We start from the raw sequence: 18,362 nt of genomic DNA, 5'->3' as shown, positions 1-18,362 counted from the left end.
CTTGCTACAAAAGGGATATTGCAGTCTGCCGAGGTAACCAGTTCCGCGACTGCTGTGGCCCGTTTTCCGGCGTTCGTCCACGTCGACGCTCGGTGGGTGGCTCGGGGCCCCGAGTTCGCAGCGAATGTCACACGCGGGTCGCGGTTTCGCACTCCCAGCCGTGGACGTTGCTGACACGCCGCTATCCTCGGCAAATCACAAGCGTTACGTTCGCGTTCGCGGTCGGTTTTGGTATGTTGAAGCAACGGCTCCAGCACCCGCTGGCCGCCCTGGTCTTCGCCGCCTTACTCACCGCTCCATGGGTGGGTGTGGAGGTGCTCGGTGGCCCCGATGCACTCGGCCTATCGCCTCTCGGGACAGTCGCAGTGAGTGGTCTCTCGGTCCTCGGCGCGTCCTTCATGCTCGCGTGGGGGGCAGAGACGGCCGAGAAAGACGTACCGCGTGCGTTCGCAATCGCTGTTCTCGCGGTACTTGCAGTTGCCCCGGAGTACGCAGTCGACGCACTGTACGCCTTCGGTGCCGGTAACGGCGGCGCGACCGCCGAGGCCTGTGAGCAGTTCACGAAACAGCAGATAGAGAACGGTGCGACGCCGGTCGCCGCCGCCTGTCACGACGCGAACCTCGCCGTGGCGAACATGACGGGTGCGAACCGCATCCTCATCGGCCTCGGCTGGTCCGGTATCGCGCTGTTCACGGTGTATCGAGCCCTGAGTTCGAACGACCCCGCGGTGAACCGGAAATCGGGCTTCCTCGGGAGCAGCGTCTCGCTCGACCGTGACCTCGGCCTCGAAATCGTCTTCCTCCTCGCGGCGACCATCTTCGCGTTCGCCGTCCCGCTGAACGGCGGTATCGGCGTCGCCGACACAATCGTCCTCCTCGGACTGTACGTCGCCTACATCGCCATCATCGTCCGCGGCGACGTCGAGGACCACGAAGAGCAGGTGGGCGTCCCGGCGTATTTGCAGGCGCTCCCGTTCGGCTACCGCGCCCTGTCCTCCATCACGCTGTTCCTCTACTCTGGACTCATCATCTACACGGCCGTCCACCCGTTCGCACACGGGCTGGAGGTAATCGGTGAGAACGCGGGCATTCCGCCGTTCTTCATGATTCAGTGGATTGCCCCGCTGGCCTCCGAGAGTCCGGAACTCATCGTCGTCGCCTACCTCGTGAACAAGGCGCGCTCGACCGCCGGGTTCAACGCGCTCATTTCCTCGAAGCTGAACCAGTGGACGCTCCTCATCGGGACGCTCGCCATCGTCTACAGCTTCGCACTCGGCGAAATCGGCTCGCTCCCGTTCGACGACAAACAGTCGGCCGAGATCTGGATTACGGCCGCACAGAGCCTGTTCGCCATCGCCATCATCACCAACTTCGAGATTAGTCTGCGCGAAGCTGTCGCGCTCCTCGTGCTGTTCGTCTCGCAGGTCGCCATCGAGTACGGTATCATCGTGTTCGCAGCGAGCGATACGGCAGCTACAAACCTGAGTATGGACTTGCTGCACGGCTACACGGTCGTCTACCTCGTCCTCGCTGTCGCACTGTTCGTGCGCCGCCGGGAGGCACTCGTCGGTATCTTCTACTCGACGGCGGACCGCGTCGGCGGCGAGAGTCCCGCCGCGGACCACTCGGACTGACGCAGGCGAGTCGTCGGTCCGCCGCGAACAGGTCCCGCGACCGACCCGACATTCACTTGTTTTCCTGTCGCTAACGCCCGGCCGTGATTGCCATCGTCGTGAGCTGCGCCGATTCGGCCTCCGAGCACATCGGCGAGCACCTGCTCGATTTGGCCGACTGGGACCGGCACGAAGACGAGTCGCTGGCGGACGCCGACGGTGGCGGGACAGTGTACCGGACAGACGGCTTCGAGTTGCGCGAGTTCGACGGCCTGCACCTCGAACTAGACGACGTAGCCGACGCTTTCGACGACCCCGACTTCCTCGTGTTCGCGTCGCGCCACGCCGGTGACACCGGTGCACTCTTGACCGCGCACTTCACGGGCAACTTCGGGCCGGCCGAGTACGGTGGAGCCGACGACGCGCTCGCCGAGACCTGTCCGAACGCCCACGCCGAACTCGTCGCGGCGTTCGACCGACACGCGCCCGACGAGTACGAGGTCGGGATGGAGTGTACCCACCACGGTCCCAGTTCGGTCGGTGTCCCCTCGATGTTCGTCGAGTTAGGTAGTGACGAAGAACAGTGGTCAGACCCGGCCGGTGCCCGAGCAGTCGCCCGTGCCATCCTCGACCTCCGAGACACCGATGCGCACCGCGAGCGGACCGTCGTCGGCTTCGGTGGTGGCCACTACGTGCCGCGGTTCGAGCGAGTCGTCCGAGAGACCGAGTGGGCCGTCGGGCACATCGCGGCCGACTGGGGCCTCGACGCGATGGGCCACCCGGCCGAACACCACGACGTACTCAGACAGGCCTTCGAGACGAGTGGAACCGAGTACGCACTGGTCGACGGTGAGAAGCCGGTCTTGCGCGACGAACTCGACGCCATGGGCTACCGAGTCGTCAGCGAGACGTGGCTCCGCGAGGTCGACGGGCACGACCTCGACCTCGTTTCGACCGTCGAAGACGCGCTGTGTTCCGTCGACGACGGTCTCCGCTTCGGCACCCAAGCGAGTGCCGACGCCGATCGGTCGGTCGTTTCCCTTCCAGCCGACCTGTTCGACGCTGTGCAGGGAATCGACCGCGAGCGGACACGCGAACTCGTCGCGGCGCACGCGGTCGCCTTCGAGACGGTCCAGAACGGGAGCCGTGTCGCTGGCCGGGCCGCACTCCCCGACGGTCGGTTCGACGCGCTCGTCGACGACGTGCTCGACCTGCTCCGCGAGAAGTACGACGAAGTTCGACGTGAGGACAGCGTCGTGGTCGCGACCGAGCGCGGATTCGACCCGGAACTGGCCGCCGCCGCGGGTGTGCCCGAGGGGCCAGCATTCGGCAAACTCGCGGGCGGGCAGGCAGTCGAGGTCGACGGGACCGCCGTCGCGCCCGAAGACGTGTCGAGCGAACGGACCGACCGCTTCGCATTGTCCGGTGACCAGTAGTTACTTTCATTTTGTCTCGTCTGCGTCGAATCGTCTGACGACCGTCCGACAGTGGGGGGAAAGGTAATTAACCTCCATAAAATAATGAGGTGTTAAGGATGGACTCCATTGTCGAAGACGCTATCGACGAGGCCGAAGGCGGGTCTGCGCAAGACACCGCCGACCGCTCCGGGGGGAGCGGCCAGACGGGCGAACCAAAGCGAACGGGCAAGATGACCGACGACGAGCTGCAGGACGTTCTTCAGGAACTCCAGACCGACATCACCGTCGTCGGCTGTGGCGGTGGTGGCGGCAACACCATCGACCGGATGCACGAGGAAGGCATCCACGGCGCGAAACTCGTCGCCGCGAACACCGACGTGCAACACCTCGTCGAAATCGAGGCGGACACGAAGATACTGATGGGCGAGCAGAAGACCGGCGGGCGCGGTGCCGGGTCGCTCCCACAGGTCGGCGAAGAAGCCGCTCTCGAATCGCAGGAGGAAATCTACGAGTCCATCGAGGGCTCCGACATGGTGTTCGTCACCGCTGGTCTCGGTGGCGGTACCGGCACCGGGTCGGCTCCCGTGGTCGCCAAGGCGGCCCGCGAATCCGGCGCACTCACTATCTCTATCGTCACGACACCCTTCACCGCCGAAGGCGAGGTCCGTCGCACGAACGCGGAAGCCGGTCTCGAACGACTCCGCGACGTGAGCGACACGGTCATCGTCGTCCCGAACGACCGCCTGCTCGACTCGGTCGGCAAACTGCCGGTCCGCCAGGCGTTCAAAGTCTCGGACGAAGTGCTCATGCGCTCGGTCAAGGGCATCACCGAACTCATCACCAAGCCCGGCCTGGTCAACCTCGACTTCGCCGACGTTCGCACCGTGATGGAACGCGGTGGCGTCGCGATGATCGGTCTCGGCGAGTCCGACTCCGGGTCGAAGTCGACGGACTCCGTGAAGGCGGCGCTCCGCTCGCCGCTGCTCGACGTGGACATCTCCGGCGCGTCGTCCGCGCTCGTCAACGTCACCGGCGGCAACGACATGAGCATCGAAGAGGCAGAAGGCGTCGTCGAGGAGATTTACGACCGCATCGACCCCGACGCCCGCATCATCTGGGGGACCTCCATCGACGAGACGCTCGAAGGCAGCATGCGCACGATGATCGTCGTCACGGGCGTCGACTCGCCCCAGATTTACGGCCGCACCGAGGAACAGCAGGCCCAGCCCCAGCAGCAACAGGCTAACGCCCAGCAGGACATCGACTTCGTCGACTGACTCGGTCACCGCGGACTAACTCGTTTTTCGTCTCTTCGAAGCTGTCGAGTCGTGACTCCACCTGCGACGCTATCAATAGATAGAAAAGCACGGATGACGAAGCCGCCCGCATGCAAGTTCCCAAAGACCTGAACTCCTACGTCAGAGTACTCAAAATGGCGAGTACTCCCTCTTGGGAAGAGTTCTCCCAGATCGCCAAGATTGCCGGGGCCGGCATCCTCTTCGTCGGCCTGATGGGCTTCACCATCGCCTTCATCATGCAGTTCATCCCCGCATAACACAATGCCTATCTACGCCGTCAAGACGACCGCGAGCCAGGAGCGAACGGTCGCAGACATGATTATGAACCGGGAAGAGCCGACGATTCACGCTGCGCTCGCTCCCGATTCGCTCACGAGTTACGTTATGGTCGAGGCCGAGGACTTCAACATCATCGAGCGCGTCCTCGAAGAGATTCCCCACGCCCGCTCCGTCATCCCCGGCGAGTCCGACATCTCGGAAGTGGAGCACTTCCTCTCGCCGAAGCCGGACGTCGAGGGCATCGCGGAGGGCGACATCGTCGAACTCATCGCTGGCCCGTTCAAGGGCGAGAAAGCGCAGGTCCAGCGCATCGACGAGGGCAAGGACCAGGTCACCGTGGAACTGTACGAAGCGACGGTCCCGATTCCGGTTACCGTGCGTGGTGACCAGATTCGGGTGCTGGACAGCGAGGAGCGCTGAGCGGAGCGAAGCGGTCCTCGTGAAGCCGAGCGGCGTAGCCGCGAGACAGCGAGAACAGTTTCTTCTTCGGTGGCATCGTCGTTCGCCTCGTCTTCGAGGAGTGGTAGAGCTAGCAATATGTTAGGTGATGAGATGATTAGTGCACCGGCCATCTCGTAGACAATGTCCGGAATGCGGCATCGGTCAAAGGTGCGTCTCACTCTGGCACTCTGTTCGCTACTCGTCCTATCTGGTTGCCTTGGAGGGGTTTTCGGTAATTTCGGCAGTCAAGACGAACCGGTGAACGTCATCGTCGAGAACGGCGCGGATTCGACACAGGTGTTCGAGGTCGTGCTCGTTCCGATTTCTGACAACGTCACGATTCACCATCCAGAGGGACCTACCCGGTCGCGTGTAAATCATACCGTTAGTGAAGGATTTTCGAACGTGAACTCGGGTCCGTACCGGAATTTCGAGGATGTTCTGTTCCCAGAATCTGCTCGGCGACACGGCAATTATACACTCACGCCCGGAGAAACGGTCCGAAGAAACGTCACTGAGTTCTCTTCAGGGTTAGCAATCGTCGTCGTCGTTCACCAAGAGGATGGAGGAATAATCGCCTTTGCGAGCGGAACTTGTACGGATAGCGTGTTTCACGCGCTGAACGTTTCGAGTTACCCGAACCCCGATAATGGAGTCAGCATCGTCCAGACCTGCGGGTGAGTGGTTCGCTGCTGCAAGTGCTACTCGACTAGCTACACGTCGATTTTCACGGCCGCTTCGACCCTACGCCCCACCGAGCCGCTCGACCACGGCTTGCAGGTCGGCGTGTTCTTCGACAAGGTCCTTTATTTCTTCACGCTCTCTGACTTCGGCGGAACTCGCGCCGTAAGAGCGGACGTACTCCGCGCGGGAGTGTTCCGTGAACGCGTGGCGGATGGCGAGGTAGCCGTCGGGGACGACGACGCCACACACCTTGCACTCCTTTCGCTCGTGTTCTGCGCTCTGGTGGACGATGAGGTCTTCGACGAGGTCGTACGTCCCGTTGCACCCCTCGATTCCGCATTCCCACGGCATTGATTGTCGGGAATACGAGAGAGTCCTATTTGATTGTTATCCCCAATCCCGAAAGCGGAACCCCTAAAATATCCGTGGCGGTACATCACTGCGTGAGTGGGAGCGACGGATTCAGGGTGGACATGCACGTCAAAGTCCTCGACGAGGCGGTCGTCGAGCGGGCGAAAGCCCACGATATCGACGCGCTCGTCTACGCGCCGCACTTCGTCAGGCTCCCAGAAATCGAGCGACGGGCAGCGCACTTCTCCGACGACGACCTGCTCGTCCTGCCGGCGCGCGAAGTGTTCACCGGGCCGTGGCGCAACCGGAAACACGTCCTCGCGCTCGGGCTGTCGGACCCGGTTCCGGACTTCATCTCGTTGGAGGGAGCGATGCGCGAGATAGACCGACAGGATGCGGCGGCGCTGGTTCCGCACCCGAAGTTCCTCAACGTGAGCTTCAGCGAGCCCGACGTGAATGAGTGGAACGGGCTGGTCGACGCCGTCGAGACGTACAACCCCAAACTCCTGTTCGGGACGGCCGAGACGGCGCGCGAAATCGCCGAGAACACCGACCAGTCACCGTTCGGGTCGTCGTACGCCCACCTTCGCCGGAGCGTCGGTGAGGTGTGGACGGAGTTCGACGAGTCGTTCGACTCGGGCGCGGCGTTCGTCGACGCGCTCAAAGACGGCCTCACGGGCGAGGTCGAACGGAACACGGGACTGAAACACAAACTCCACTGTCTGGCCGAGTTCGCACACCTCGGCTGGGAGAACTCGTGGCAGAAGATAGACCGACTGTTCTTGCAGGGGACCGAACCGACTCACCCGCGTCACATTGCGTACAAGGGGCGGTTCGACGACGTGGCGGTGTACTGATTCCGGCTGACTACTTCAGGGGCCGACTCAGATGAGCCCGGCCAGCCCGAGCGTCTGCGTCGCATTTCCGAGTTCCAGCGACGCCCACGGCACGTGGTAGACGAGCAGGTAGCAGACGACGAGTTCGAAGCCGGTGATGACGACGGTCATCAGGTCGGCGTGGTCGCTCTTGACCGCGACGCCGATGGGCAGGCCGTACTCCTGCGAGTAGGGGTAGAACAGGGCGATACCCCGCTTGCTCCCCATCACGTCCAACACGTAGTGCGTGAGGACGCCGATCCAGACGTACTGGAGGTTGCCATCGAAGGCCATCGGGAACGCGATGAAGACACCCAGCACGCCGAGGTTGTGCAGCGTCTTCCGGTGTTTGCCGAACTCGGTGTCGACGTCGGGAAAGAGTGCCCCGAGTGTGACCGGGAGCCCGACTTCGACGATTTTGACGAACGTCGCCTCGGTCCCGGCCGGTTCGAGGATGTAGCCGAGGCCGATGCTGAGCAACACCGCGTTCATCACGTGGCCCTTCTTGTTCATTCCTGCCTCGTGAGTTCGTCGAGGACGTTCGTGAGCGCCTGTTCGACGGTCTTCTCGCGAACGGTCTCGCGGTCGCCGTCGAACTCGTAGCGTTCGACCGTCGCGTAGGAGGATTCGCTGCCCCACGGTCCCGCGTAGGCGACGCCGATGTACACCGTCCCGACGGGCGTCTCCTCGCTGCCCCCGGACGGCCCGGCGATGCCGGTCGCCGAGACGCCCCACGTCACGTTAGCCGTGTCGCGCACGCCCTGCGCCATCTGGCGCGCGACCGGCTCCGAGACTGCGCCGTGCGCGTCGAGGTCCTCGCGGTTCACGCCGAGTCGTTGCTCCTTCGCGCCGTAGGCGTACGTCACCAGCCCCTGCTCGAAGTAGTCAGACGAGCCGGGGACCTCGGTGAGTCGTGCACCGATGAGGCCACCGGTGCAGGACTCGGCTGTCCCAATCGTCTCTCCGCGCTCGCGTAACGCGTCGCCCAGTCGTCGTTCCACAGGCTCCATGTCGGTAGTCGAAGAGAGCATCCGATTTAGAGGCAGTGGCTTTCGTGTGGATCTCCTGCTGTTCTCTCTCCGGTCTCGGGTGACAGCTTGGAGAATCGCGTCACTGTCGTCGCTGGAGTTGTGGGTGTCGAGAAGCAGACCTCGAATGCCGACGGAACATGACCGCACCTCCCACGTATCCTCCGCCACAACCTCCCCATCCGATTCCTCACTCGGCTCACTCCGTTCGCCTCATTCGTCATCCCTCGCGCGATTTCGGCTCGCGGCTTCGCTCCGCGAAGCACACTCGCCAGCGCGCGCCACGTGGTTCGGTTCGACCAGCAACGAAAGAACGACACTGGATGCGGTCGCACCCTGTGGTATGGAGTACGACAAGCCGCTGTTCTTCGAAATCATGTCGTACGCGGTCAACGCGGACCGCGACGTGGTCGACATGGTGAGCGGAAACCCGGACTGGGAGCCACCGCAGTCGCTCCGTGACGGCCTGCACGACTACGCCGACCGAGAGACGCTGGAGTTCCAGTACCCGCCGTCGGAGGGCCTTCGGAGTCTGCGCGAGGAGGTCGCCGCCCGGCGGAACGTCGACGAGTCACAGGTCGTCATCACGAACGGTGGGGCCGAGGCGAACTACCTCGGGATGGCTCGGGCGCTGGAGCGCGGCGCGGGCGACGAGGTCATCCTGACCGACCCTGTCTATCCGTACTACCCCGGCAAGACCACGATGCTCGGTGGCACACAGCGATTCGTCTCGGCCGACGACGAGGGTCGCCTCGACCCCACTGATGTGCGTGAGGCTGCGAGCGAGGACACCGCCGCTATCGTCGTGAACACGCCGAACAACCCGACCGGCGCGGTGTACGGCGAGGAGACGATGCGCGAACTCGTCGCTATCGCCGAGGAGTACGACGCCATCCTCGTCAGCGACGAGGTGTACGACCATTACGACCTCTCGGGGCGCTTTACGAGCGCGCTCGCGTTCGACTCCGACCACCGAATCGTCACGAACTCGTTCTCGAAGACGTTCGCTATCACGGGCTTCAGAGTCGGCTACGCCATCTTTCCGGAGGAACACGTCGAGGCCGCCAAGTCGCGGCACATGCTCGTCAACATCTCGGCCTCGCGCCCGGCACAGGTCGCCGTCGATCACGCCTTGCGCGAGACTGACCCGGCGTACTACGAGGCGAATCGGGAACTCTTGCGCGAGCGCGTAGAGACGTTCACCAACGCCCTCGACGAGGCAGGAGCCGAGTACAGCCGCCCGGATGGCGCGTTCTACGTGATGGCCCGCTTCGGCGACACCCCGGGCAGCATCGAGAACACGAAACGACTCATCGACGAGGCCGGTGTCGCCGGGATGCCCGGCGAAGCCTTCGGCGACTCGCGCACGGACTGGTTCCGGTTCGCGCTCGTCTCGCCCCGCGTCGAGGAGGCCGCAGACCGGCTCGCAGACTACTTCGACTGACAGGACACAGCCTCATGGAGTGCCCGGCCGAGCACTCAGACCGGGAAGTACACAAGCCCGCGTGCGATACTCGGGCGTATGAACGACATCACCGTCGAGCCAGTCGACGAGGTCGAGGACGCCGACGCCGGGGACAGCGGGGAAGCCGCTGGCGACACCCACGGCGCGGTCGACGTTGGCGTCGCCGACGAGACGCAGCGACAGACCACGGACGACGTGGCCCTCGACGGCGTGGACGCGCCGGACTACGTCCTCTACGGTGGCAAAGGTGGCGTCGGGAAGACGACGATGGCCGCCGCGACGGCGCTCGCCAGCGCCTCTGACGGGTCGGCCACGCTCGTCGTCTCGACGGATCCCGCGCACTCGCTCTCGGACACCTTCGAGTGTGACATCCCCGCAGAGCCGACGCGCATCCGCGACGACGTGCCGCTCTACGCGGCGGAAATCGACCCCGAGGTCGCCATCGAACAGGGAACCGCAGTGTTCGGCGGTGGCGCTGGCGGGCAGGGAGACGCCGGAGCCGGTGCTGGTGCGGGTGCAGCCGGTCCCGGCGGTGCAGGCCCACAGGGCGGCCCGATGGGTGGCCAGAACGGCCCGATGGGCGGGCTCGGCGACCTTTTAGGTGGTGACGGCGGCCCGATGGAACAGCTCATGGGCGGCGCGATGCCCGGTGCGGACGAAGCCGCCGCGATGCAGCTCTTCTTGCAGTACCTCGACGACCCCCGGTTCGACCGCGTCGTCGTCGACACGGCTCCGACTGGCCACACGCTGCGACTCCTCGAACTCCCCGAGTTGATGGACTCGATGCTCGGTCGGATGCTCAAGATGCGTGAGCGACTCAGCGGAATGATGGACGGCCTCAAGGGGATGTTCGGCGACGCGGCCCAGCAACCGGACGACGGAATGCCGGACGACCTCGAAGCCCTCCAGAAGCGCATCGAGAAGCTCCGGACCATCTTGCGCGACCCGACGAAGACAGACTTCCGCGTCGTCATGGTCCCCGAAGAGATGAGTGTCTTCGAGTCGAAGCGCCTGCTCGCGCAACTCGACGAGTACGGCATTCCGGTCGGCACCGTCGTCGTGAACAAGGTGATGGAAGACCTCGCCGACGTGACCGACAAACTCGACCCCGACGAGTTCGTCAAGCCGAATCTGGACTCCTGTGAGTTCTGCCAGCGACGCTGGGACGTCCAGCAGAAAGCCCTCGGTGAGGCACAGGACATCTTCCGTGGCCACGACATCAAGCGCGTGCCGCTCTTCGCGGAGGAGGTCTGTGGCGAGCGGATGTTGCGTATCGTCGCCGCCTGTCTGGACTGACTAGTCGGGTTTCGGCGTTTCTGAGACGGTTCTCTCTTCGTTCGTCGTCGGCCGCGGTTGGTCAAAGAACTGGTCCACGACTCCCCACTCAAAACGACCGCACAGCACCGCAGCCACAGCCTCCCCATCCGATTCGGTAACAAAAATCACAGATTTCTGGTTCCTCATCCCTCGCGCGTCCTGGCGGTTTCGCGCGTGGCGCGAAACACGCTCGTCTACGCGCCAGAACGCCAGTTCGGACTCTTTCGACGGGAGAGAAAGGTCACCCATCGACGCCCCACGGTTCAAGTACTAGGACGCGGCCAGCGTCGCCGTGCGCTAACCAGTCATCTCGCGCTGTCCAGCGGTTGCACGGTACAGCAGCGCGAGAACGGTCCGTATCGTCTGTTCGCCACACATTGCCACCGTCACCCGCACCAGCGACGGCTCACGTCGCGAATTTCTGAACCAGTCGGAACAGCGTGTCTCGAACGCTGTCGGGCAGGAACCGCGCCATGATGAAGTACTTCGTCCCGGTGCCGACGGGGTAGCGCGCGTCGGGCTCCGTGCTGCTCGCTGCGTTCAGGATGGTGTCTGCGACTTCTTCGGGGCCGACGGACATCGGACCGCCGCCACTGACGAGGTTCGCGTCGTCGTACATCTCGTAGAGGTCGCTGTAGGCGTCTGAACGCGGCAGACCGTCGATTTCGTCGTCTGCGCGCTCGTAGAACGCCGTCTCGACTGGCCCCGGTTCGACGACGACCACGTCCACGTCGAACTCGGCGACTTCGCCTCGGAGCGCGTCGCTCAGCCCTTCGAGTGCGAACTTCGAGGAGGAGTAGACCCCAGAACCGGGGAACGTGATGCGCCCAAGCGCGCTGGAGATGTTGATGATGGTGCCCTGTTCGGCCTCACGCATGTGCGGCAGCGCCGCGCGCGCCAGGCGATGCGGCCCGTACAGGTTCACGTCGAACTGCTTGTGCATCTTCTCGGTCGGGACGTCCTCGACCGGTCCCATCTGCGCGAAGCCAGCGTTGTTCACGACGCAGTCGATGCGGCCCGACTCGTCGACCATGCGGTCGACGACGCGCTCGACCTGCCCACGATCGGTCACGTCGAGTTCGGCCGTCTCACAGCCGATCTCGGCGAGGTCTGTGATGTCGTCGGTGTCGCGAGCCGTCGCGTACACCAGCCAGCCTTCGTCGTTGAACGCCTTCGCAGTCGCGCGGCCGATGCCGGACGAGCAACCAGTGATGAGTACCGTCTCCAGCTTCGGCTCCGGGCGGCCAGCCGACGCCCCACCGTCCGCAGTGTCCGCCGTCTCGTCGGCGGTCGATTCGCTCATGGACCGGCGTTCTCACGCCGGGTACCTAAGTGTCGATGGTTTGTTTCGCTTCGTCGGCGTAGCTGTCGGCCAGCCGCGTCGGTTCAGGGAGCTTGTAGCGCGTCGAGAGCCGCGCCACCCAGTCGGCAGCGGTCTCCGGTCCGACGCGATGGCCCGGACTGACGTACAGCGGGTTGATGTGCCGGTCCGGGCTATCGTACTGGCGCGTCTGGACAGCGTAGCCGACGACTGTGCCCGGCGGCGCGTCCATCCGGCTGTTGGCCTCGATAGCGACGCGCGAGCCTGCAGGCAGGTTCTCAGTCGAACTGACTGGGTTCCCACAGAGCAGGCTCTTCGCGACGCCGACGCTCGGCACGTCGAGAATCACGCCCATGTGTGTCGCCAGTCCGGCCTGTCGGTAGTGGATACGCCCGCTTCCGTCGAAGAACACGAGGTCGGGGTCCGAGTCGAGGGTCTCGAACGCATCGAGGATGGGCCCGCCTTCGCGGAACGAGAGCAAGCCCGGAATGTACGGGACTGAAAGCGGCGTCACGGCGTAGGTTCGCTCCACGACTGTCTCGCCGCGAGTGACGACGATGGCGCTCACTGCGCGGTCGTCCAGAAACGCCTGGTCGACGCCCGCGACGAGCGGGCCAGTCTCGGAGCCGACTGTGTCGGGGTCGAAGTCGAAATCGTCCGCGAACAGGGCGGCGTCGGCCACCTCGCGCTGTTGCGCTTCCCAGACCTCGCGGTCGGCGGCTGGGTCGGGAACGAATTCCTCGCGCATCTCAGAACGGGCCGCGACGACGGCCGCCGCCACCACCGAAGCTGGTCTCGCGCGGGAGGTTGATCTGGTCTTTGACGTGCTGGCCGTACAGGAGGCCGAGGATGAGGCCGACGAGGTGGGCCTGGTGGGCCACGTTCGGCTGGAAGCCAGCCCCGAGGATACCGGTGACGCTCAGCAGCGCGTACAGGCCGGTGATGAGCCAGATCGGCGCTGGGAGGATGAACCAGATGAGGACGGTGAGGTTCGGCCGGATGATGGTCAGTACGCCCATCATGGCGAGTGCCGCACCGCTCGCACCGAGGAGGATGGTCGGGTTTCCGGTCAGGAGAGCGAAGCCGACCTGCCCGAGCCCGGCGAGCGCGCCGCTGCCGAGGAACAGGAGCGTGTAGTCACGTGAGCCGATGTACTCCTCGACCAGTCGGCCGAAGAAGAACAGCACGATGCTGTTGCCAGCGATGTGGTAAAATCCATCTGCGTGTGCGAAGATGGAGGTGAACCACGCCCACACGTACTCTGGGTGGGCGCTCTGGAGCGTGAAAATGTCGTACCAGAGTTCTGGATTCTCCGACCCCGTGTACGGCGAGATGCCTGTTAGCGAGGGCAGAATGTACCACTGGAGCGCCCAGGTAACCCACATCAGTGCGAGGAACAGGTAGGTCATGTTCCCGCGGAAGTAGCTCATGAGGCCGCCACTGCCGAACCCGAGGCTGGACAGTACACCCCCCGAGCTCTCGCCCTTGCTGGTCGCACTTCCCGACCCACCTTCGTTCCACACGCCCTGTGGGTCGTTCCACTGCAACCCGGGGCAGTCGTGGTTTTCCGGCAGGCGATGTTTCCCGCAGAACTTCTCGCCGCACCGGTTGCACGTGTACGGCATACTCACGTGGTCGCCGCACTCGTCGCATTCGGCCATTGCGGCAGGCTAAGAAGGCAGGACGCAAATGCGTTTGGGAACGGGTGCTGTGTGGTAATTTCGGCAGATTGGGCTCGTGGACGATACTCGCGTCTCGTCGAATAACCTGACAGCGGTGCTATCGGTCGTCGAGGGTCGCAGAATGGGGTGAATCGTGCGGGCGCGCTGTGAACGCCCGCCGATGTTCGTAACGGATTTCCGGGAATTGGATCAGTCTGATGCCTTCTGTCGAAGGTACTGACCGACCGCCATGTCGGGTCTGAACGAACACACGTCGCGAGCGTCGGCGGCGGTCCGGGGATGGAACGGGCCGAGCGGTCGCGCGCAGCGTGTTTGGGCCGACATGGCTGCCTGGGAACGTGTGTTCCCTATCGAGTAGGTGGGACGGTGAGACGGTAAAGGTATCAACGAGTACGAACGTCGAATCGAGTCTCGATACGGGGGTGAAAGCGCGCGGCGGCGGCGTCACGGGAGGGTTTTTGCCGGGGCGGACCGGAGTATCGGGTGTGAAAGCGTACGAGCAGAAGCGACTCCTCGCGCGACTCGACCGCGAGGGGGCGACGGTGGGGGCGACCATCCCGGACCGTATCGAGGTGCAGGGTGAAGAGTTGGACCTGCACGAGTTCGTCTTCGAGATAAAACGACGGGACACGATTCCGCCGGGCGAGCGCGACCGGGTCCAGCAAGCGAAGCGAAACCTGCGGCGCGAGCGCTTGCAGCGCAGACAGCGCATCGAGGACGACTGGGAGGCGCTGTCGGTCGAAGAAGGCGAGGAACTCGTCGAGGCCGTCATCGGCATCGACCGGGCGCTCAACGCGCTTGAAAACCTCGGCACGACCAACCTCGAAGGCGAGGCGAAGGCGAAGGAGGCGGCGGACCAGAAGCGGTGGATGAGCTTCCTGAAGAAGGCGCTGGGCCACGGCGACGACGGCCCGCGCTGAGTACACGACGACTGATTTCGATTTACCATGGCACTGCAAGACGACGTGGCGGCGAGACTGGAAGAGATGGCTAACCTGCTGGACGCCCAGGGCGTGTCGTACAAGCCCAACGCGTACCGGCGCGCGGCCGAGAATATCCGCGACTACTCGGGGTCGTTCGACGACCTCGTCGCCGACGGACAGGACGCGGTCGAAGAACTCGATGGCGTCGGCGAAGCGATCGCCGCGAAAGTCGTGGAGTACGCCGAGACAGGCAGTATCGACGAACTCGACGAGCTTCGCGAAGAGTTGCCAGTCGAGATGGGCGCACTCCTGCGCGTCGAAGGCGTCGGCCCGAAGACGGTCGGCACGCTGTACGAAGAACTCGGTATCGAGACGCTGGACGACCTCGAAGCGGCCGCAGAGGCCGGGAAGATTCAAGCGGTCAAGGGCTTCGGCGCGAAGACCGAGCAGAACATCTTGGACAACATCGACTTCGCTCGGTCGGCCGGTGAACGGACGCTGCTCGGCGACGCCCGGCCGGTCGCAGACAGCATCGTCGCATATCTCGAAGACTTCGACGCCGTCGATTCGGTCGAAGTCGCCGGCTCGCTCCGACGCTGGAAGACCACCATCGGCGACGTGGACGTGCTGGTCGGTACCGAGTCTGGCGAACGTGTCGTGGACGCCTTCACCGACTGGGACCGCGCCGACCGCGTCATCGAGGCCGGGACCGAGAAGGCGGCCATCCGCGCGGAAGGCATGCGCATCGACCTGCGCGTCGTCGTCGACGAAGAGTTCGGGTCGGCTCTGCAGTATTTCACCGGGAGCAAGGAACACAACGTCAAACTGCGGAGCTACGCCATCGACCGCGAGATGAAAATCAACGAGTACGGCACCTTCGACGTGAGTGCGGTCGACGACCCCGACGCGGGCCAACGCGTCGGCGAGCGCGTCGCGGGCGACACCGAAGAGTCGATGTACGAGGCACTCGGACTGCCGTGGATTGCACCGGAACTCCGCGAGGACCGCGGCGAGATTACGGCGGCTGCGAACGGCGAGTTGCCGGCCCTCCTGACCGAAGCCGACATTCGCGGCGACCTGCACACGCACACGAACGCCTCCGACGGGAAGAACACCATCTCTGAGATGGTCACTGGCGCGGCCGAGTTCGGCCACGACTACATCTGTATCTCCGACCACGCGACCGGACCCGGCGTCGTCGGTGGTGTCGGTCTCTCCGACGAGGAGTTACTGGAACAGATAGAGGAAGTGCGAGCGGTCGCCACCGATGCACCCATCGACGTGTTCACCGGCGTCGAAGCGAACATCGACGCCGACGGTGATCTCTCGGTGGGCGACGATGTCCTGGCCGAACTCGATATCGTGGTCGCCTCGCCACACGCCGCACTCGATGGCGACGGGACCGAGCGACTGGTCACGGCGATGGAACACCCATCGGTCGACATCTTGGGCCACCCGACGGGACGCCTGCTAAACCAGCGTTCCGGCCTCGACGTGGACTACGACACGCTCGCCGAAGCCGCAGTCGAGACCGGCGTCGCGCTCGAAGTGAACAGCAACCCGCATCGACTCGACCTCTCCGGCGGCCCGGTCAAAGCGGCCATCGACGCCGGGGCGACAATCGCCGTCAACACGGACTCGCACCGGCCCGAGACGTTCGAGTTCGTCCGATACGGTGTCCACACCGCCCGGCGCGGGTGGGCCGAAGTTGCTGACGTGCTGAACGCCCGTGACGCCGACGGTGTCCGGGACTTTTGTCACTGAACGGGTTCTTTCGATGGCCCGGTACCTCCTCGACGCGATGCTCGGAAATCTGGCGGTCTATCTGCGACTCTGTGGCCACGATACGGTGTACGCACTGGATAGGGACATCGAGGCCGACGACCGGTTGCTCGAACTGGCCGCCGCGGAGGGGAGGGTGCTCGTCACTCGTGACGAACAGCTCGCGGCTCGTGCCGCCGCCGCGTCGTCTCGTGCTGCACCGGGGTCGATTCTGCTTCGCACACGCGAGACGGAAGACATGCTGCGCGAACTCGCGTCGGCGGGCGTCGCACTGTCGCCGACCGACGAACCGGCGTGGTGTGGGCGCTGTAATGGCGAACTCCGCCGAGTCGAGCGAGACGGCACCGCGGCAGTTCCGGAGTACGTCCCCAACGAGAGCGAGAACCACCGACTCTGGCGTTGTCGCGCCTGTGGGCAGTACTTCTGGAAGGGCGGGCACTGGGACCGAATGGTTGCGACGCTGGACCGGGCGCGAGAGTGCTGAAAACGAGACCGCTTCGGTGTCGTTGCGTCCTCAGTTGTTCGGCTCCCACGCCGAACAGGCTTCCATGTCGTCCATGAGTTCGTCGTGCTTCCCGCAGTAGGGCTGCATGCCGCGGTTCGTCCGTACGTAGTCGAAGTGCGCGCAGTTGCCGCAGTAGCGGTCCGCGAGGTTCTTCGGCTCCGGTTCGGGCGTTGGCTCGGTGCGCATGACCTCCGCGCCGTCGTCCAGCGGGGAACTGATGTCGTTCGTCGCCGCGCCGCCGTCGCTGGCTGCGCGGTTTCGCGCTGCGGGATGGGCCGGCGTGTCGTTGCGCGGCCGCGAGCGCGTCGGGTTCGGGTGCTGGCGGTTCGTCTGCGTCTCGACGTTCCCGTCCGGCTGTTTACCGAACATACCGACGCTCCCGTACTTCGCAGCGTCTGCGACCGCTCCCTCGGGCAATTCTTCGGCCTCGGCGACCCGTTCTTCGGGGACCTCGACGTAGCGCGTCTCGCCCTCGCGGGTGACCTGCATCGTGACGGTTCCGCCAGGGTCGTTGCGCGTCTTGAACGTCACGACCGCACTGAACAGACAGCCGATGGCCGTGAACACACCGAGGAAGTACACGACGGAGACGAGCAGCGTCAGGCCCACGTCGGCAGTGGTCGAGCCGATCCAGTCGTTCGGGTAGACCCGGCTGAACAGTGCGACGCCGAGTACGCAGACACTCGACGCGATGGCCGCGACGGCGCGGATGCGCCGACTCGCCGGCAGTACCGTGAACACGCCGACGAGCACCGCTGGCACGCCTAATCCACCCATGATTCCCGCGATTCGACGCGACCCGTACAGGTCGATGCCGAACCCGGAGAGGACTTCGGTCGCCCCGACGACGATACCGAAGACCGTCAGCAAACTCCCGACGACGAACAACGCCACACCGAGGTAGAACCGTTGGCGGTTCTCTACCTCCCCCACGTTGTCCTCGTACACGTCCGTGAGGCTAGTCATGTCCCTTCGTTACCTCTCATCACACAAAACAGTACGTCAGACAAATCGGTTCGAAATGGAGACTGGTTCACCGTCGGCGACGGGATTTTCACGACCACTCTGGCGCGCGCTGGCGAGCATGTCGAAGACTGCGAGCCATAGTCGCGCGAGGGATGAGGAACACAGCGGAACGAAGCGGAGCGAAGTGACGCGAGTACCGCAGTCGGTTGGGGTGGGTGTGGCGAGGGACGCGGGGGAGGGTTGCGGTGCGGTCGTGTTCCATCGTGATTCGTAGACTGCTCTTCGTCACCAGCAACTCCAGCGACGACAGGGCCGGAATTCGTGAACGAACCGTCGCCGCCGGTCCCGAGAACAACGAAAACCGCAGTAAAACCCAGCCTACGAACTCAATAACCCACAATCGACGACGGAAAT

General features: G+C 64.3%; 19 protein-coding genes. 12 read left to right on the top strand and 7 right to left on the bottom strand.

From position 1 onward, the window contains the following. Positions 1–233 precede the first annotated feature (233 nt). From ACSC1P_RS15510 to ACSC1P_RS15485, 6 genes are all read left to right on the top strand, one after another. Positions 234–1,634, top strand: a complete 1,401-nt coding sequence (locus ACSC1P_RS15510; RefSeq protein ID WP_435361101.1) for a calcium:cation antiporter family protein — start codon at positions 234–236, stop codon at positions 1,632–1,634. 83 nt (positions 1,635–1,717) lie between these two features. Further along, a complete protein-coding gene (locus tag ACSC1P_RS15505; protein WP_435361100.1) occupies positions 1,718–3,049 on the top strand; it encodes a D-aminoacyl-tRNA deacylase in 1,332 nt (443 codons plus the stop codon). A gap of 98 nt (positions 3,050–3,147) precedes the next feature. Then, the gene (gene ftsZ / locus ACSC1P_RS15500; RefSeq protein ID WP_435361099.1) at positions 3,148–4,308 is read left to right on the top strand and encodes a cell division protein FtsZ; all 1,161 of its coding nucleotides are present in this window, start codon (positions 3,148–3,150) and stop codon (positions 4,306–4,308) included. A gap of 110 nt (positions 4,309–4,418) precedes the next feature. Beyond that, complete coding sequence (locus tag ACSC1P_RS15495) at positions 4,419–4,586, top strand: protein translocase SEC61 complex subunit gamma (RefSeq protein WP_435361098.1); 168 nt, start codon at positions 4,419–4,421, stop codon at positions 4,584–4,586. Positions 4,587–4,590: 4 nt separating this feature from the next. Next, complete coding sequence (locus ACSC1P_RS15490) at positions 4,591–5,028, top strand: transcription elongation factor Spt5 (protein ID WP_435361097.1); 438 nt, start codon at positions 4,591–4,593, stop codon at positions 5,026–5,028. Between the two features lie 279 nt (positions 5,029–5,307). Beyond that, positions 5,308–5,730, top strand: a complete 423-nt coding sequence (locus ACSC1P_RS15485; protein WP_435361096.1) for a hypothetical protein — start codon at positions 5,308–5,310, stop codon at positions 5,728–5,730. A 63-nt stretch (positions 5,731–5,793) separates the two neighbouring features. Here the strand turns inward: ACSC1P_RS15485 and ACSC1P_RS15480 are convergent, their stop codons facing one another. Next, on the bottom strand, positions 5,794–6,084 hold the full coding sequence (locus ACSC1P_RS15480; protein ID WP_435361095.1) for a DUF7565 family protein: 291 nt from the start codon (positions 6,082–6,084) through the stop codon (positions 5,794–5,796). Between the two features lie 92 nt (positions 6,085–6,176). Between ACSC1P_RS15480 and ACSC1P_RS15475 the strand changes: the two genes are divergently transcribed. Continuing rightward, positions 6,177–6,941, top strand: a complete 765-nt coding sequence (locus tag ACSC1P_RS15475) for a PHP-associated domain-containing protein (RefSeq protein ID WP_435361094.1) — start codon at positions 6,177–6,179, stop codon at positions 6,939–6,941. A gap of 27 nt (positions 6,942–6,968) precedes the next feature. On the opposite strand, the gene ACSC1P_RS15470 is transcribed toward ACSC1P_RS15475, so the two are convergent. Together ACSC1P_RS15470 and ACSC1P_RS15465 are read right to left on the bottom strand one after the other, a co-directional pair. Beyond that, positions 6,969–7,472 (bottom strand): metal-dependent hydrolase, encoded by a 504-nt coding sequence (locus tag ACSC1P_RS15470; protein ID WP_435361093.1) that lies wholly within the window; start codon positions 7,470–7,472, stop codon positions 6,969–6,971. Next, positions 7,469–7,969, bottom strand: a complete 501-nt coding sequence (locus ACSC1P_RS15465) for a CinA family protein (protein ID WP_435361092.1) — start codon at positions 7,967–7,969, stop codon at positions 7,469–7,471. The genes ACSC1P_RS15470 and ACSC1P_RS15465 overlap by 4 nt, the downstream gene beginning before the upstream one ends. 361 nt (positions 7,970–8,330) lie before the next feature. Between ACSC1P_RS15465 and ACSC1P_RS15460 the strand changes: the two genes are divergently transcribed. Together ACSC1P_RS15460 and ACSC1P_RS15455 are read left to right on the top strand one after the other, a co-directional pair. Then, the gene (locus ACSC1P_RS15460) at positions 8,331–9,431 is read left to right on the top strand and encodes a pyridoxal phosphate-dependent aminotransferase (RefSeq protein WP_435361091.1); all 1,101 of its coding nucleotides are present in this window, start codon (positions 8,331–8,333) and stop codon (positions 9,429–9,431) included. Positions 9,432–9,509: 78 nt separating this feature from the next. Then, complete coding sequence (locus ACSC1P_RS15455) at positions 9,510–10,748, top strand: ArsA family ATPase (RefSeq protein WP_435361090.1); 1,239 nt, start codon at positions 9,510–9,512, stop codon at positions 10,746–10,748. Positions 10,749–11,175: 427 nt separating this feature from the next. Here the strand turns inward: ACSC1P_RS15455 and ACSC1P_RS15450 are convergent, their stop codons facing one another. The 3 genes from ACSC1P_RS15450 to ACSC1P_RS15440 are packed head-to-tail and all read right to left on the bottom strand — an operon-like array spanning position 11,176 to position 13,751. Next, positions 11,176–12,072 carry an SDR family oxidoreductase gene (locus ACSC1P_RS15450; protein ID WP_435361089.1) on the bottom strand — a complete coding sequence of 299 codons (897 nt, stop codon included), beginning with the start codon at positions 12,070–12,072 and terminating at the stop codon, positions 11,176–11,178. Between the two features lie 25 nt (positions 12,073–12,097). Continuing rightward, positions 12,098–12,838, bottom strand: a complete 741-nt coding sequence (locus ACSC1P_RS15445) for an endonuclease V (protein WP_435361516.1) — start codon at positions 12,836–12,838, stop codon at positions 12,098–12,100. A gap of 1 nt (position 12,839) precedes the next feature. Continuing rightward, positions 12,840–13,751 carry a rhomboid family intramembrane serine protease gene (locus ACSC1P_RS15440; protein ID WP_435361088.1) on the bottom strand — a complete coding sequence of 304 codons (912 nt, stop codon included), beginning with the start codon at positions 13,749–13,751 and terminating at the stop codon, positions 12,840–12,842. A 506-nt stretch (positions 13,752–14,257) separates the two neighbouring features. On the opposite strand from ACSC1P_RS15440, the gene ACSC1P_RS15435 reads away from it, so the two are divergent. From ACSC1P_RS15435 to ACSC1P_RS15425, 3 genes are read left to right on the top strand one after another with little or no spacing between them, the layout of a single operon-like run. Further along, positions 14,258–14,692, top strand: a complete 435-nt coding sequence (locus tag ACSC1P_RS15435; RefSeq protein WP_435361087.1) for a DUF5788 family protein — start codon at positions 14,258–14,260, stop codon at positions 14,690–14,692. 27 nt (positions 14,693–14,719) lie between these two features. After that, complete coding sequence (gene polX / locus ACSC1P_RS15430; RefSeq protein WP_435361086.1) at positions 14,720–16,459, top strand: DNA polymerase/3'-5' exonuclease PolX; 1,740 nt, start codon at positions 14,720–14,722, stop codon at positions 16,457–16,459. Positions 16,460–16,472: 13 nt separating this feature from the next. Then, a complete protein-coding gene (locus ACSC1P_RS15425; RefSeq protein ID WP_435361085.1) occupies positions 16,473–16,961 on the top strand; it encodes a Mut7-C RNAse domain-containing protein in 489 nt (162 codons plus the stop codon). Between the two features lie 30 nt (positions 16,962–16,991). Here ACSC1P_RS15425 and ACSC1P_RS15420 read toward each other — a convergent pair whose 3' ends face one another. Next, on the bottom strand, positions 16,992–17,948 hold the full coding sequence (locus ACSC1P_RS15420; RefSeq protein ID WP_435361084.1) for a cell division protein CdpA domain-containing protein: 957 nt from the start codon (positions 17,946–17,948) through the stop codon (positions 16,992–16,994). Between the last annotated feature and the right edge of the window lie 414 nt (positions 17,949–18,362).

It is taken from the genome of Haloarchaeobius caseinilyticus, from assembly GCF_051207395.1.
Classification (GTDB): Archaea; Halobacteriota; Halobacteria; order Halobacteriales; family Natrialbaceae; genus Haloarchaeobius.
This window is presented reverse-complemented; position numbering and strand designations above follow the sequence as displayed.

What these genes read in the sequence shown, in the direction of transcription:
- ACSC1P_RS15510 (WP_435361101.1), top strand. Translation starts at nt 234, where the DNA reads ATGTTGAAGCAACGGCTCCAGCACCCGCTGGCCGCCCTGGTCTTCGCC.
- ftsZ (WP_435361099.1), top strand. Translation starts at nt 3,148, where the DNA reads ATGGACTCCATTGTCGAAGACGCTATCGACGAGGCCGAAGGCGGGTCT.
- ACSC1P_RS15495 (WP_435361098.1), top strand. Translation starts at nt 4,419, where the DNA reads ATGCAAGTTCCCAAAGACCTGAACTCCTACGTCAGAGTACTCAAAATG.
- ACSC1P_RS15490 (WP_435361097.1), top strand. Translation starts at nt 4,591, where the DNA reads ATGCCTATCTACGCCGTCAAGACGACCGCGAGCCAGGAGCGAACGGTC.
- ACSC1P_RS15480 (WP_435361095.1), bottom strand. Translation starts at nt 6,084, where the DNA reads ATGCCGTGGGAATGCGGAATCGAGGGGTGCAACGGGACGTACGACCTC.
- ACSC1P_RS15470 (WP_435361093.1), bottom strand. Translation starts at nt 7,472, where the DNA reads ATGAACAAGAAGGGCCACGTGATGAACGCGGTGTTGCTCAGCATCGGC.
- ACSC1P_RS15465 (WP_435361092.1), bottom strand. Translation starts at nt 7,969, where the DNA reads ATGGAGCCTGTGGAACGACGACTGGGCGACGCGTTACGCGAGCGCGGA.
- ACSC1P_RS15460 (WP_435361091.1), top strand. Translation starts at nt 8,331, where the DNA reads ATGGAGTACGACAAGCCGCTGTTCTTCGAAATCATGTCGTACGCGGTC.
- ACSC1P_RS15455 (WP_435361090.1), top strand. Translation starts at nt 9,510, where the DNA reads ATGAACGACATCACCGTCGAGCCAGTCGACGAGGTCGAGGACGCCGAC.
- ACSC1P_RS15450 (WP_435361089.1), bottom strand. Translation starts at nt 12,072, where the DNA reads ATGAGCGAATCGACCGCCGACGAGACGGCGGACACTGCGGACGGTGGG.
- ACSC1P_RS15445 (WP_435361516.1), bottom strand. Translation starts at nt 12,838, where the DNA reads ATGCGCGAGGAATTCGTTCCCGACCCAGCCGCCGACCGCGAGGTCTGG.
- ACSC1P_RS15440 (WP_435361088.1), bottom strand. Translation starts at nt 13,751, where the DNA reads ATGGCCGAATGCGACGAGTGCGGCGACCACGTGAGTATGCCGTACACG.
- polX (WP_435361086.1), top strand. Translation starts at nt 14,720, where the DNA reads ATGGCACTGCAAGACGACGTGGCGGCGAGACTGGAAGAGATGGCTAAC.
- ACSC1P_RS15425 (WP_435361085.1), top strand. Translation starts at nt 16,473, where the DNA reads ATGGCCCGGTACCTCCTCGACGCGATGCTCGGAAATCTGGCGGTCTAT.
- ACSC1P_RS15420 (WP_435361084.1), bottom strand. Translation starts at nt 17,948, where the DNA reads ATGACTAGCCTCACGGACGTGTACGAGGACAACGTGGGGGAGGTAGAG.